This window comes from Granulicatella sp. 20925_1_28 (assembly GCF_041433575.1).
Classification (GTDB): domain Bacteria; phylum Bacillota; class Bacilli; order Lactobacillales; family Aerococcaceae; genus Granulicatella.
In genome coordinates this window covers 25,062-39,555 of record NZ_JAPWBS010000002.1, presented here as the reverse complement: position 1 = coordinate 39,555, position 14,494 = coordinate 25,062, and the positions used below count along the sequence as shown (strand labels likewise).

The following is a 14,494-nucleotide window of genomic DNA, read 5'->3' as shown; positions in this document are numbered from 1 at the left end:
CATGGAACCATTACAAGAGAAATGTTTAGAAATGGCTGAATACTTTGTGTCATTTTGTAAGCAACATGAATTATTATGTTATTTATGCGGTGGTGGGGCCATTGGAGCACTTCGCCATAAAGGATTTATCCCTTGGGATGATGATTTAGATTTCTTTATGCCACGAAAAGATTATGAAAAACTCATCGAATTGTGGCCAAAAGAAGCAGACGCGCGTTATGTGATGTCAAACAGTGACGAACATTACTTAGACCGTAATTTGTTTGTGACGATTCGTGATAAAGAAACGACATGTGTGAAGCCATATCAAGCAGATTTGGATATTCCGCATGGTTTAGCAATTGATATCCTGCCGCTAGATTATTATCCAAAAACAGAATCAGCACGTAAGAAACAAGTTCGTTGGGCATTGATTTACTCATTGTTCCGTGCGCAAACAATTCCTGAAAAACATGGTGGATTGATGAAATGGGGAAGCTTATTCTTATTAGGATTAGTCCCAACGCGTTCATTACGCTATAAAATTTGGAGCAAGGCGCAGCGCGAGATGACAAAGTACACGCGTGAAGAAAGTGATGGAATCACTGAACTTTGTGCAGGTCCTGGATATATGAAGAATAAATATCCAATCGAAAGCTTTGAATCAGCGTTATTTGTACCATTTGAACACACAGAAATGCCAATTCCAGTTGGATATGATGCTTACTTAAAAACAGCATTTGGTGATTATATGACACCACCTCCAGCAGATAAACAAGTTGCACATCATGATGCATTATTTGTCGATCTTGAAAATGGATACGAGAAGTATAAAGGGGAGTATTATGGAACCAAAAATTAGTATCATTGTTCCGGTATACAACGTTGAAAAATATCTAGAACGCTGTGTGGAATCAATTTTAAAACAGACAATGACTAATTTTGAATTGATTCTTATTAATGATGGTTCTAGTGATAACAGTGGACAAGTATGTGATGAGTTATCACGTAAAGATACTCGTATTCGAGTGCTTCATATTCCAAATGGAGGAGTCTCTAATGCAAGAAATTTAGGAATCCAGTCATCGAGAGGTGAGTGGATTTCGTTTATCGATAGTGATGATTTTGTTACGGAAGATTATTTAGAAACTCTACTGCAAACCGTTGAAACAGATGAAACAATCGGTTTTTCCATTGGTAAATTACATCATATCCAAAATGGAGTTGTGACAGCATTACCTGAAACAAGTAGTGAATTAAATGTTTGGAATACAGAACAGACACTTAAAGAGCTATTAACGACAGAAAAAACATCATTTTTCCCTGTCGCAAAACTATTTCGTAAGAGTCTAATTCAAGACCATCAATTTAATACGAAATATCATCTTGCAGAAGATGCATTATTCTTAACAGAATTATTAATTCAATCAAAATGTAATACAGTTTTTGTTGATAAACCTATTTACTTTTACGATCATCGTGAGGGAAGTGCAACAACATCAGTCAATCAGTATGTTTTTGATACAGTTACTGTGTACCAGGAAATTATTCGTATGGTTAAGAAAGAATTTCCAAGATTGCAACCGGAATTGAATAATCGTGAATATTGGTCTTATATTACTGTATACGATAAGTTGATTTTCGCGAATAATAAGCAGTTTACTGAGAAAGAAAAAGAATACAGAAGATGGATTCTAAAGCATAAAAAAGAAATAATGAAAGATCAATATTTTACGAAATTTAGAAAAATTGCTATTGTATTCTTAAGTATTTCGCCAATTCTTTATAAAAAAATTGTTGAGTTGAAAAAGTAGTAAATAAAGGAGTTAAAAATGAGTTTTTCAAAAATTAATGATTACTTGGAAAAGTATAAAGTGGGGGTAGCCTATTCATTTATCCTCGTTTCTATTTTAAGTATGAGTTCTCTTATTTATAAAGTGGCAAATCCAATTTATAAAGGGTTATCTGCTTTAGTTTTCGTATTCATTTTAGTTTCCCTTTTAGGTGGCTTTAAGAAAATCAAGGCGGACGTAAAATTTTTAATATTATTTGGATTAGTTGCTGGGAGTCATTTGTTGTCAGCATTAGTGAATCGTTCAGGTAATTTTCTTGGAAATATCACGGAAGTTATTTTTATGGTTACTTATATTTTGTTATTTGTTATGTTAGAAGCAAAACAATTGCAGAAAGTATTTCAAATGACAGCTATTACAGTTCAAGTTATATCTTTTTTATCTGCCCTATTTGCATTAATTTTATTTTTTGCAAGAGTATTAATCTTATTTAAAGTAGGAGACCGTTCTTATTCATATGGTGTTTTGAACGGAAGAGTTTGGGGTATTGTTAACCCTAATGCTAGTGCTATTTTTACCTACATTAGTATTGTTTTAGCACTTTATTTAATACATCAAGGACATAAATATTCGGTGTATTTCAAAATTAACAACATCATTCAAGTAATTTATTTTGCTTTGATGCAAAGTCGTGGAGCACTATTATCATTACTATTAATGATTGGACTATATTTTGCTTTTGTTGCTAGAGGCAATATCGTTAAAAGATTAATTTCTTTTCTAACAGTAGCAATTTTAGTATTTGGTACAAATGTAGGGATTAGTTTTGCTGCTTCAAAATATATAACTTCTAGTCGAGCAACTGTTTTTAATTTTGATAAAACGACAAAAATCTCGGATAATGCATCTTCATCTTCAGAAGTTGCTAATGAATTGCATTTAATTGAGACAACACCAAGTGGTAGAACAAATATTTGGAAAAATGCACTGAAAATGGGAAGTGTAAAACCTGTATTCGGATATGGTGTTCGAAATGTACCGAATTACTACTCTCAGTACTTTAGTAAATATGAAATCCAAAATTCTTTAATCGGTGGGAACTTCCATAATATCTTTATTACTGTTTTTGTAAGCTCTGGTATTGTTGGTTTAGTTGTCTTTATGATGCTATTAGGATATATCATTCAACGTTTCGTACGATATCTATTTATTTCGAAGAAAAATTCAGATAAATTAGTGATGATCCTATTCTTCGGAATGTTGTTAGGGCAATTGTTCGAAAGCCAAATTATGTATTCAACAAACTTCATTAACATTATGTTTTGGTTTGTTGCAGGTTATGGATTGATGATTTGTAACCGAGATGAGAAAATCCGCTATCAAGAAGTAACGGATGTTCGTGAGATTCAACAAATGGAACTAGGCATTATGGAATACATCCATGAAGTTTGCAATAAAATTGGAGTGAAGTACTTCTTAGCGTATGGAAGTTTGATTGGTGCAGTTCGCCATCAAGGATTTATTCCATGGGATGATGATATGGATATTTGTATGTTAAGAGATGACTATGAAAAACTCCAAGATTATTTAATTGCAAATCCTTCTGAACGTTATCAAGTGATGTCATATAAGAACAATCGTAATTATGTTTATCCATTTATGAAAGTGATGGACAATCAAACATATCTAATTGAAGAAGATGTTCGTATCGATTCAAATATGGGGATTTACGTTGATATTTTCCCAGTGGATGGATATGAAGATAATCAAGCGTTTAAAGATAAAATGACAACGATTATTAAAAAACGTCAATTAAGTTGTTATACATTCAAAGGAATTACGAATAAGAAAAGCTTTATCAATTCCCTTATTCGATACGCTTCTGTAATCGCATTTTATTTCACAGATACAAATAAATATGTGAAGCAAATTGACGAATTGGCTAAATCAAGAAAAGTTGAGGATTATGAGCTCGTTGATTATCTGATTTACAAAGATATGAATAAGCCAGTATGGAAGCGCGAATGGTTGAAAGATGTAACGTTTGGTCATTTTGAAGGAAGGGATTTTCTAATTCCTGTAAACTTCCATGAACTCCTAACTTCGGACTACGGTAATTATATGCAATTACCTCCAGTTGAACAGCAAGTTTCTCATCATGATTTTAGATTGTGGAAAATAGTGGAAGAAAAATAAAAAAAGAGGTTTATATGAAAAATATTAAGCTGAACGCATTAACGAATATGCTTGTGCGAATACTGAATATTGTCTTTCCTCTAATCACGGGACCGTATATTTCGCGTGTGCTGAGTAAGGAGGATTTTGGTAATTTTAACGTTGCCAATACAATATTAAATTTATTTATTCCGTTCGCTACGCTTGGAATTTACAATTACGGGATGCGTGAGATTAGTAAAGTAAAGAATGATCGAGACAAGATTAATAAAGTATTCAGTCAGCTCTTTTATATTTCACTAATCTGTACGATTGCGACTACAATAATTTATTATATTTATGTTAGTTTCACAATTGAAACGCCGGATTTGAGATATTTATACTACATTTTAGGGGTTCAATTATTCTCTCAATTATTTTATATTGAGTGGTTAAACGAGGCTTTTGAAAACTATAAATTTATTTTTTATAAGACTTTAGTGATTCGTATCCTAATGCTAGTGGCGGTCTTCATGTTCGTTAAGAAAGCAGAGGACATCATTCCGTATACGATTGTCATGTCTGTAATTACGTTAATAAATTTCCTTGCAAGTTTTGTATGGATCAAACGAGAAGTCAAATTTGTTAGGGTTCATGCAAAAGACATGATGAAAATGATGAGTCCATTATTTGCAGTATTATTAATTGCAAATGCGAATATGTTGTATACGTATTTGGACCAAATTTTCTTATCTAAAATCGGTATTGTAGAAAATGTTACTTACTATGTTACGGGATATAATATTGCAACCCTTTTGGCAAGAGTCGTTAGTGGAGCCGTGAGTGTGAGTGTTCCAAGGCTTGGCTACTATCTTGGAATAGGGGATAGAAAAGCTTATCAAGATTTGGTAAATAAAGGAAGTCAAGCCTTTTTCTTCTTCCTTGTTCCTATCTGTGTTGGGTTAGCGTCCGTCGGAATACCAGTAACTTTATTATACGGTGGAGAAAAATACTTTTTTGCTGGAATGTGTACAGTGCTCTTTGCCATTCGTACAATCGGTTGGGCATTAGAAATTATTTTCGGAACACAAGTTATTCTTGTAAATGGTTATGAGGAGAGATTAACCATTCTTTATTTCGTCGGTGGTGGAATTAACTTGTTGCTAAATAGTGTCTTATTCTTTACGGGAGTTACAGCTCCAGAGTATTACATTATTACGACAATGGCAGCAGAAATTGTTTTATTACTGCTAGAATATGTGTTTATTCGAAATATGGAATTGGTCCGAGTAAAACCGATTCTGCATATGCTTAAGAGATATATTGTTTTATCATTAGGTTTTGTCCCAATTGCATTTGTTGTAAATCATTTTGTTCCTTATGGACAAGTAGTGGATAAACAATTATTACTAAACATTGGTTTGACGGTCATTAGTTCAGTAATTTATTATCTAATTGCTTTGGCGATTGCAAAAGATGATTTATATCAATCAATTTTAAAAGGTGTTTTATCAAAATTAAAAATAGGAGCTAAATCATGACAAAAGAAAGAGTAATGAGTTTAGATGAAATTAAAGAGGTAGAATTGAATATCTTAAAATATTTACATGAACTTTGCGAAAAACATGATATTAAATATTTTATAGATTTTGGTTCGTTGTTAGGGGCTGTTCGTCATGGTGGATTTATTCCATGGGATGATGATACAGATATTTCATTAGCACGTGATGAATTTGAACGTTTATACGAAGTCCTTGTAAAAGAACAACATCCATATTATCGTTTGATTTCATTTAGAGAAACACCAGGATATCCATTTAGCTATATGAGAGTTTATGATATTCGTACTCGTCGTGACGCTGAGCTAATTGATAAGAGTGTTGTGTTAGGCACTTGTGTGGATATTTTCCCATATGATGGGGTAGTCACAGAAGAAGCTGACCGTAAAAAAATGAAACAGTACAAAAACTTCTTACGACTTTCATCTTTAAATTTCAAAGGAATTGAAATTACGAATGGTGGTTTAAAAAATATTCCGCGATATATTGCATCGGCTATTTTCAGATTTACTTCTCCTCAAATGTGGAATTTTAAGATTGAGGAATTGGCAAAAAAATATAGCGGAGATAATTCTTCTGATTTTGCATGTACAGTATATGATTCTTACTATCCGAAAGGAATCAAGAAAGAATGGTTGTATGATACAATTGATATGGCGTATGAAGATACAGTTCTAAAAGTTCCAAGAAAGTATCATGAAATTCTCGTTTATGAATTCGGAGAAGATTATATGACACCACCTCCAGCAACGCAGCAAGTAGCGGGTGAAGCTAAGAACTATTGGATTGGTGAATAAGATTAAAAATCATCACAAGAAACCATATAATATAAGAAATACCGATTGGAGATTCCAATCGGTATTTCGTTTATTTATAGTTCATTGCAGTTAAGGCTACTTGTAAGATGATAGCGCCGAGTGTACCGATTAACATTAATACGGCTACAACACGTGTAATTTTTTCAACTGTTGAAAGATTACGTTTTTTCTTTGCCAACAAAATCGCTCCTTTTTTCTTTGCTCGGTAATAGTTTACCGTAAATCGATGTGAATTACTAGAGTTAAATGTTAAAAGGTTTTCTAAGAGTGAAAATGAGTGAAATGAAAAAGAGCTTTAGTAAAAGAAAAGCATTCAAATGCCTTTCAAAAAAGCGTGATTTTTGATAACATAGATGTGTTAAATAAAACAAATTGGAGGAAGTTTCATGTCAAAACAACAAATTGGTGTCGTGGGTATGGCTGTTATGGGACGTAACTTGGCTTTAAACATCGAAAGCCGTGGCTATAGCGTTTCAATCTACAACCGTACAACTTCAAAAACAGACGAAGTGATTGCTCTACATCCAGATAAAAAATTAGTTCCAACATACTCTGTTGAAGAATTTGTAGAGTCTCTAGAAAAACCAAGAAGAATTTTATTAATGGTTAAAGCTGGGGAAGCAACAGATAAGACAATTCAAAGTTTACTTCCACACTTAGATAAAGGCGATATTTTAATTGATGGAGGAAATACATTCTTCCGTGATACAATGCGTCGTAATGAAGAACTTGCAAACTCAGGAATCAACTTCATCGGTACTGGTGTATCTGGTGGGGAAGAAGGAGCCCTAAAAGGACCTTCAATCATGCCTGGTGGACAAAAAGATGCATATGACTTAGTAGCACCAATCTTAGAAGAAATCTCTGCTAAAGCAGACGATGGCGCTCCATGTGTAACTTACATCGGACCAAACGGAGCAGGCCACTATGTAAAAATGGTTCACAACGGAATCGAATATGGTGATATGCAATTAATCGCTGAAAGTTACGATATCCTACGTCGTGTAGGTGGATTATCTGTAGAAGAATGCGCTGAAGTATTCAAAGAATGGAACCAAGGCGAATTAGATAGCTACTTAATCGAAATCACAGCGGACATTTTAACGAAGAAAGATCCTGAAACAGGTCGTCCAATGGTTGACGTAATCATGGATACTGCTGGAAATAAAGGTACTGGTAAATGGGCTTCACAAAGCGCATTAGACTTAGGTGTGCCACTTCCGTTAATTACTGAATCTGTATTTGCGCGTTTCGTTTCAACATTGAAAGAAGAACGTGTTGCAGCAAGTAAAGAATTAGCAGCAACTAAAATTCCTGAATTAACAAATTCAGAACGTCAAGCTTTAATCGAACAAGTTCGTAAAGGATTATACTTCTCTAAAATTATGAGTTACGCGCAAGGATTTGCTCAAATGCGTGTAGCAAGCGAAGAGTTCAATTGGGACTTAAACTACGGAGAAATCGCAAAAATCTTCCGTGCTGGATGTATCATCCGTGCGCAATTCTTACAAAAGATTACAGATGCGTTCGAACGTGATCCTCAATTGAAAAACTTATTATTAGATAAGTATTTCTTATATGTAACGGAATCTTACCAAGATGCAGTTCGTGATGTTGTTGTAACGGCTGTTCGTGCTGGTATCCCAGTACCAACATTCTCAAGTGCGTTAGCATACTATGATTCATACCGTTCAGAAACATTACCTGCAAACTTAATTCAAGCTCAACGTGACTACTTCGGTGCACATACTTACAACCGTGTAGACAAACCAGGAACATTCCACTTCGAATGGGCTCAAGAAAAAGAGATTGAACAATAATTACAAATGACGAAGTCCTAGCCAATTTGGCTAGGGCTTTTTTGATGAACTTACAATATTCGATTGAATAGGATAACGGTTTCATTTATAATGAAGTTATCACTTTGAAAAGGAGTTTAGGTATGAAATTAAAAAAAGTAATTATTTGTTTTTTTGCAGTTTTAGTATCTTTTATCTTACCGATAGAAAATACTGTTCATGCAGATACAGTTCATTTTAGAAATTGTTCAGAAGCATGGGCTGCAGGTTATGGGGATATTTTAGTTGGGGAACCGGGATATGCGGGGCATCTTGATCGTGATAAAGATGGAACAGCCTGTGAGATTTTTAAATCGGGTGGCCAATATCGCTCGCGTAGAGAAGACGGGAAACCATTAAACAAAGTAAAAGCTACTGGTTGGGAACAAGTTGATAGTAAATGGTATTATTACGAAAATTATGTCATGGTGACTGGATGGAAGAAAATCAGTGGTATTTGGTATTATTTTAATAGCTCAGGTGTAATGCAAACTGGGTGGCAACAATTAAGTGGTACTTGGTACTATTTCAATTCAGCAGGAGCAATGGAAACAGGCTGGCAACAGATTAGTAATGTCTGGTATTACTTTGATAACAATGGGTATATGCAGACAGGATGGAAATATTTGAGTGGTTCTTGGTACTATTTAAATAGTTCTGGTGGAATGGTTACAGGCTGGCAAACAATTGGAAACAATCGTTACCTCTTTAGTTCATCAGGAACCCTTCAAACAGGCTGGCAACAATCTGGTGGTGTCTGGTATTACTTTGATTCAAATGGGTATTTACAAACAGGATGGAAACAAATTAGTGGTGTTTGGTATTTCTTAAATGGATCAGGAGCAATGGAAACAGGCCTAAAAGAAATTGGTGGAACTAAGTATTACTTTACGGATAGTGGTGCAATGCAAACAGGCTGGAAATGGATAGCTGATGGTTATTACTATTTCAAGAGTAGTGGTGCAATGCAGACTGGATGGTATCAAGAAAATAATAAGTGGTACTATTTAGCTGAAAATGGAAAAATGGTAACAGGTTTGTACCAAGTTTATCACACAACGTATTATTTTGACGGCAGCGGTGTAATGAAGACAGATTGGATCAAATTAGGTGATGGCTGGCATTACTTTGACAAGTCAGGTGCGATGCTAAGAAATACAGTAACTCCAGACGGTTACTATGTTGATCAAGAGGGGATTTGGAAAGAGTTACCGAAAGTGTCTACTACAACAGAACTAATTCCTATTGAAAAAGCTGAAGCAGTACCTGAAACAACAGTACAAACGACTACTGAAGAACAAGTTCAATAAATGGAACGGATATTATATATATTAAAGAACTAATCTGCTCTGTAGATTAGTTCTTTTTTATTCAAGATTAACTTATAAGTTAATCTTGAATATTGAATTGAAGATAATTGACAGAAAATTTCATTAAATTCTGTTAAGAATCTTATGAATATGATATGATAAACGTGTTAGGAAAGAATAGAGAAGGGAGTCTTATAATGCCAGCGAATCAACGTATTTTAATTATTGAAGATGAACGAAATTTAAGTCGCTTTGTCGAATTAGAATTAAAGCATGAAGGCTATGAAACAAAAGTATGCTCAGATGGCCGCAGCGGTTTACAAGCAGCAATTGATGAGCAGTGGGATGCTATTTTATTAGATTTAATGTTACCAGAAATGAATGGATTAGAAGTCGTTCGTCGTCTTCGCCAGGTAAAACAAACGCCAGTCATCATTATGACAGCGCGCGATTCAGTGATGGACCGTGTTGCAGGGCTTGATCAAGGGGCAGATGACTATGTCGTGAAACCATTCGAAATCGAAGAAATCCTTGCAAGATTACGTGCACTCTTTAGACGCTTGCAAATGGAAGAACAATCTCGAGTTGTGAAACAAACAAGAGTGGAATATCGCGACCTTGTGGTGGAAGTGGAAAACCGCGTCGTTCGTCGTGCAGGGGAAGTCATTGATTTAACGAAGAAAGAATATGAATTACTCTTATTACTGATGGAAAACATTGATATTGTTCTTTCACGTGAAGTGTTATTAAAAGAAGTATGGGGCTATAAGAACGAAGTCGAGACAAATGTGATTGACGTATACGTTCGTTATATCCGTAATAAAATTGATGTACCAGGACGAGAAAGTTATATTCAAACCGTTCGTGGAACTGGATATGTAATGAGAAGCTGAGGAGCTACATATGAAGGACCAAAACCAACATAAATCGGTAGCAAAAAAATGGTGGTGGGTGATGTCGGCCACCATTTTTGCGTTATTAGCTGTATTGACTGCGATTTTGATTGAGGGTCAGATCATTGGCCTTCGTGAGAATGAAAAAAAACAGACCGTGGTGTATGCTCAAGTTATCGCGGATTTGTTATCAGAAAAAACGGAGAAGTTAACAAGTGAAGATATTCTTAGTGTTCTAAACAAAGCAGAGCAATATGAATTGAGTCAAAACCAAGTGTATAAAAAGAATAGTAGTTTTTATCCAATGAATGAAGAACTGAATATTCGTGTCTTTGATACGGGTAAGGAACTATTATTCCAAACGCAACAATGGCAAGACCGTCCACAAGTATCGAGTAAGCTTGAGGCTCAATATGTGACGCTATCGACCGGGGAAGAAAGTGTGCAAGTGATGATGCCGATTCTTTCCAGAAATACTCGTGTCTTAATTGGCCACCTACAAGTAACCAACCGAATGATGAAACTGGCGGAATTAAAAAAACAATTGCGCTTTTTATTCCTTCAGCTAATTGTGATGGAAGGCCTTGTCTCCATTGGGCTTGCGTATTTCATTTCGCGACTTATTTCCAAACCAATTGAAGAAATTCATGATATTATCGCTTCAATCAATGAAGAAAATATCGAAACGAAACGTCTGATTATTCCAAAGAAAAATGACGAGTTTGCGATTGTGTCCCAACAATTCAACGAGCTACTAGATAAGATTAGTTTCTATATTGCACAGCAAAAGCATTTCGTAGAAGATGTGTCTCACGAATTACGTACGCCTGTCGCGATTGTAGAAGGGCACCTGAAGCTTTTAAACCGTTGGGGGAAAGATGACCCAGAAGTGCTGGAAGAGTCGCTCACGGCCTCTCTAGCGGAAATCAAGCGCATGAAGACACTCGTTCAAGAGATGCTTGATTTATCGCGTGCGCCTCAAGTAAGAGAGCAATATAAAGATGCCAAAACGGAAGTCGTTGCGACTTTAGAACAGATTGTAACGAACTTCAAAATACTCTATCCAGACTTTACGTTTATCGCAGATATCGATACGAAGAAGGAGATTATCTCTCCAATCTATCGCAATCACTTCGAACAAGTCATTATCATCTTACTCGATAATGCCGTGAAATATTCAACAGATCGAAAAGAGATTATTGTTAGTCTATCTCCAACGACGGAAGCGGTCGAAATCGGCATTCAGGATTTCGGGATGGGATTAACAGAAGAAGATAAGAAAAAAGTATTCTCACGATTCTACCGCGTCGATAAAGCTCGCTCAAGAGAACGTGGAGGAAATGGTTTGGGGCTTTCGATTGCCAAGGAATTAATCGAAGGATATAACGGTAAAATTAGCCTGACTTCACGACTCAATCATGGGTCATTATTCAAGGTGAAATTACCAATTGCAAAATAATGAAGAAAAGATACAAAAAGTTTAATTTTTTTGTATCTTTTTTTATTTTTTTTCTGTATAATTAAAAAGTATGATATTTAACAAGTTATATGGGGGCTTTATAATGAAAAAAGCGAAAACGGCAGTAGCCTTGGGAGCATTTATTGCGCTCGGTCTGGGTGCAAAAGTTGAAGCAGAAACTGTTCCACAAACTGGTGTGAACAGAATTCACTTTATTAATACGAAAGCAAATACCGGAAGTGATGCCATTCTTCTAGAAAGTAATGGTCATTTTGCATTAATTGATATGGGAGAAGATTTTGATTTTCCAGACGGAAGTAATCCGTTATATCCAATGCGAGCTGGGATTGCTATTCGTAACTATCAAGTATTGGAAGATCGCTTGTTCCGTCATTTATCAAATGTAGGTGTTCAAAAATTAGACTTTATTTTAGGGACTCATGTGCATAGTGACCATATTGGTGGTGCGGATGAAGTACTAAATAGACTTCCAGTAGATACTTTTTATTTGAAAAAGTATTCCGATCAGAGAATTAAAGCTTCTTGGGGACTTTGGGATAATTTATATAATTATGACAATGCACTAAAAGCTGCCAAAGAAAAGGGAGTAAAACTTGTACAAGATATTTCTGATAAAGACAGTCACTTTAAACTAGGAGACATGGATATTCAGTTATATAACTACAAAAATGAATATGGTCCAGATGGACAATTGAAGAAAGTATTAGATGATAATTCGAATTCTATTGTCGCGGTTATTACAGTTAATGGACAAAAAATTTATCTTGGAGGAGACCTTGATAACGCTGAAGGCGGTGAAGACAAGTTAGGTCCTCAGATTGGGAAAGTCGATTTGATGAAATGGAATCATCACTATGATGCCAAAATATCTAACTCTATCAACTTTATTAATAATCTTTCACCGACAATGATTGTACAAACAACAGGTGCGGATATTAATGTTTCTTCTACGAAAGATTATATTCAGAAAAAAGGGATTCAAATCATTCATAGTTCAAGTAAAACTCAAAATGCAACAGTATTTGATATCTCTAATAATGGCTTCAAGAATATTTCTGATGCATTTCCAAATATTCCAACAGTAAAAGCTCAGTGGTATCAAGAAGATGGTTTCTGGAAATATCGCTTAGCAGATGATCAAATGGCGATTGGTTGGCATGAAATTAATGGCAAGTTCTATTTCTTCAACGGAAAAGGACAAATGCAAACAAGTCGATGGATTTATACGAATGATAGTTGGAATCCGCAAAAGGGAGGAGAATACTATTATGTTCATGCAGATGGTTCACGACAATCTGCTGGATGGTTCTGGCATGAAGGTGCTTGGTATTATATTCAGTCTGATGGTACGAGAAGACAGAATGAATTAGCCTTTAGCGGAAACAATCAATATCTATTTGATAAAGACGGAAAGATGCTTACAGGTTGGCAAACCTTTAATGGCAAGAAAATGCTGTTTGCTTCAAGTGGAGAACTGCTAGTTGAGAATGATCAAGCTTCTGCATGGAAGAAGGTCAATGGTAAATGGTATTACTTCGATAACAATAATGTTGCAGTAACTGGATTAAAAGAAATTGATGGAAAAACGTATTTCTTCGATGAATCTGGAGTGATGCAAACTGGATGGAAAGAAGTCGATGGAGTCCGTCGCTATTTTGCAAGTTCAGGTGCAATGGCAACTGGTTGGTTGAAAGACGGTGATTCATGGTATCTCTTAAGTAAAGAGGGCAAGAAACTAACCGGAGATCAAGAAGTAGATGGTGAAAAATACTACTTGAACGAAGAAGGAATCATGCAAACTGGTTGGAAATGGATTGACGGAAAATATCGTTATTACGCTAAGAGCGGAGCCTTGAAGAAAGGTTGGCTGAAAGATGGAAATAAATGGTATTACTTAAATCCTGAAAACGGAGAAATGGTCACTGGGGAGAAAGAAATCGATAAAGTGAATTACTACTTCGTTGATTCTGGTGCTATGGCTGTAGGCTGGAAATGGCATGATGAAGCGTATTATTACTATCAAGCAAGCGGTGCAATGCTAAAAGGCTGGTATAAAGAATCTGGTAAGTGGTATTACTTAAATCCGGAAACAGGGAAAATGGTTACCGGACAACAAGAAGTTTCTGGTAAATATTATTACTTTAACGACTCTGGAGCAATGCAAACTGGCTGGAAATGGCATGATGGTGCTTATCACTATTATCAAGCAAGCGGTGCAATGCTAAAAGGCTGGTATAAAGAAGCTGGTAAATGGTACTTCTTACTTCCGACAACTGGATCAATGCTTACAGGAATCCAGGAAATTTCTGGAGATGATTATTACTTCGATAATTCTGGAGCAATGAAAGTTGGTTGGATTCAAGAAAAAGGTGAATGGTATTACTTCAAAGCAAGTGGTGCAATGCTTCGCAATGGAACAACTCCTGATGGCTATAAAGTCGATGGGGAAGGTAGATGGTTACCTAATGGTGTAACGACAACAACTACAACCACAACGACAACTACTTCTACAACAGAAACAACAACTGCTGAGGAAACGACTCAAGAGAAGACAACACAGAAAACAACCGTTGAATCAACAACGGCAGAGCCTACAACAGAACAAAAGACGATTCCAATCAATTCCAGATAAGACATCTGAAATTACAGATGCAAATGAGATTGGCTAAA

General features: G+C 35.5%; 11 protein-coding genes. 10 read left to right on the top strand and 1 reads right to left on the bottom strand.

The annotated features are described in order from the left end of the window. Position 1: 1 nt before the first annotated feature. The 5 genes from O3793_RS01725 to O3793_RS01705 are packed head-to-tail and all read left to right on the top strand — an operon-like array spanning position 2 to position 6,282. Complete coding sequence (locus O3793_RS01725; RefSeq protein WP_371445151.1) at positions 2-841, top strand: phosphorylcholine transferase LicD; 840 nt, start codon at positions 2-4, stop codon at positions 839-841. Next, a complete protein-coding gene (locus O3793_RS01720) occupies positions 822-1,793 on the top strand; it encodes a glycosyltransferase family 2 protein (RefSeq protein ID WP_371445395.1) in 972 nt (323 codons plus the stop codon). The genes O3793_RS01725 and O3793_RS01720 overlap by 20 nt, the downstream gene beginning before the upstream one ends. Before the next feature lie 18 nt (positions 1,794-1,811). Continuing rightward, positions 1,812-3,968, top strand: a complete 2,157-nt coding sequence (locus O3793_RS01715; RefSeq protein ID WP_371445149.1) for a LicD family protein — start codon at positions 1,812-1,814, stop codon at positions 3,966-3,968. Between the two features lie 14 nt (positions 3,969-3,982). Continuing rightward, on the top strand, positions 3,983-5,467 hold the full coding sequence (locus tag O3793_RS01710) for an oligosaccharide flippase family protein (RefSeq protein ID WP_371445147.1): 1,485 nt from the start codon (positions 3,983-3,985) through the stop codon (positions 5,465-5,467). Continuing rightward, on the top strand, positions 5,464-6,282 hold the full coding sequence (locus O3793_RS01705) for a phosphorylcholine transferase LicD (protein WP_371445145.1): 819 nt from the start codon (positions 5,464-5,466) through the stop codon (positions 6,280-6,282). The genes O3793_RS01710 and O3793_RS01705 overlap by 4 nt, the downstream gene beginning before the upstream one ends. A 70-nt stretch (positions 6,283-6,352) precedes the next feature. On the opposite strand, the gene O3793_RS01700 is transcribed toward O3793_RS01705, so the two are convergent. Then, on the bottom strand, positions 6,353-6,481 hold the full coding sequence (locus O3793_RS01700) for a DUF4044 domain-containing protein (protein ID WP_160312863.1): 129 nt from the start codon (positions 6,479-6,481) through the stop codon (positions 6,353-6,355). A 208-nt stretch (positions 6,482-6,689) separates the two neighbouring features. Between O3793_RS01700 and gndA the strand changes: the two genes are divergently transcribed. The 5 genes from gndA (at position 6,690) to O3793_RS01675 (ending at position 14,456) form a co-directional block, all read left to right on the top strand. Then, a complete protein-coding gene (gene gndA / locus O3793_RS01695) occupies positions 6,690-8,123 on the top strand; it encodes an NADP-dependent phosphogluconate dehydrogenase (protein WP_048783103.1) in 1,434 nt (477 codons plus the stop codon). Positions 8,124-8,245: 122 nt separating this feature from the next. Next, positions 8,246-9,451: an excalibur calcium-binding domain-containing protein gene (locus tag O3793_RS01690; protein ID WP_371445143.1), complete on the top strand. Its 1,206-nt coding sequence runs from the start codon at positions 8,246-8,248 to the stop codon at positions 9,449-9,451. A gap of 197 nt (positions 9,452-9,648) precedes the next feature. After that, complete coding sequence (locus O3793_RS01685; RefSeq protein WP_371445141.1) at positions 9,649-10,344, top strand: response regulator transcription factor; 696 nt, start codon at positions 9,649-9,651, stop codon at positions 10,342-10,344. Between the two features lie 61 nt (positions 10,345-10,405). Beyond that, the gene (locus O3793_RS01680) at positions 10,406-11,803 is read left to right on the top strand and encodes an ATP-binding protein (protein ID WP_371445139.1); all 1,398 of its coding nucleotides are present in this window, start codon (positions 10,406-10,408) and stop codon (positions 11,801-11,803) included. A 103-nt stretch (positions 11,804-11,906) separates the two neighbouring features. Further along, a complete protein-coding gene (locus O3793_RS01675) occupies positions 11,907-14,456 on the top strand; it encodes an MBL fold metallo-hydrolase (protein WP_371445137.1) in 2,550 nt (849 codons plus the stop codon). Positions 14,457-14,494: the final 38 nt, after the last annotated feature.

Excerpts from the sequence above, each read along its gene's own strand:
- O3793_RS01725 (WP_371445151.1), top strand. The coding sequence starts at position 2 with ATGGAACCATTACAAGAGAAATGTTTAGAAATGGCTGAATACTTTGTG.
- O3793_RS01715 (WP_371445149.1), top strand. The coding sequence starts at position 1,812 with ATGAGTTTTTCAAAAATTAATGATTACTTGGAAAAGTATAAAGTGGGG.
- O3793_RS01710 (WP_371445147.1), top strand. The coding sequence starts at position 3,983 with ATGAAAAATATTAAGCTGAACGCATTAACGAATATGCTTGTGCGAATA.
- O3793_RS01705 (WP_371445145.1), top strand. The coding sequence starts at position 5,464 with ATGACAAAAGAAAGAGTAATGAGTTTAGATGAAATTAAAGAGGTAGAA.
- gndA (WP_048783103.1), top strand. The coding sequence starts at position 6,690 with ATGTCAAAACAACAAATTGGTGTCGTGGGTATGGCTGTTATGGGACGT.
- O3793_RS01690 (WP_371445143.1), top strand. The coding sequence starts at position 8,246 with ATGAAATTAAAAAAAGTAATTATTTGTTTTTTTGCAGTTTTAGTATCT.
- O3793_RS01685 (WP_371445141.1), top strand. The coding sequence starts at position 9,649 with ATGCCAGCGAATCAACGTATTTTAATTATTGAAGATGAACGAAATTTA.
- O3793_RS01680 (WP_371445139.1), top strand. The coding sequence starts at position 10,406 with ATGTCGGCCACCATTTTTGCGTTATTAGCTGTATTGACTGCGATTTTG.
- O3793_RS01675 (WP_371445137.1), top strand. The coding sequence starts at position 11,907 with ATGAAAAAAGCGAAAACGGCAGTAGCCTTGGGAGCATTTATTGCGCTC.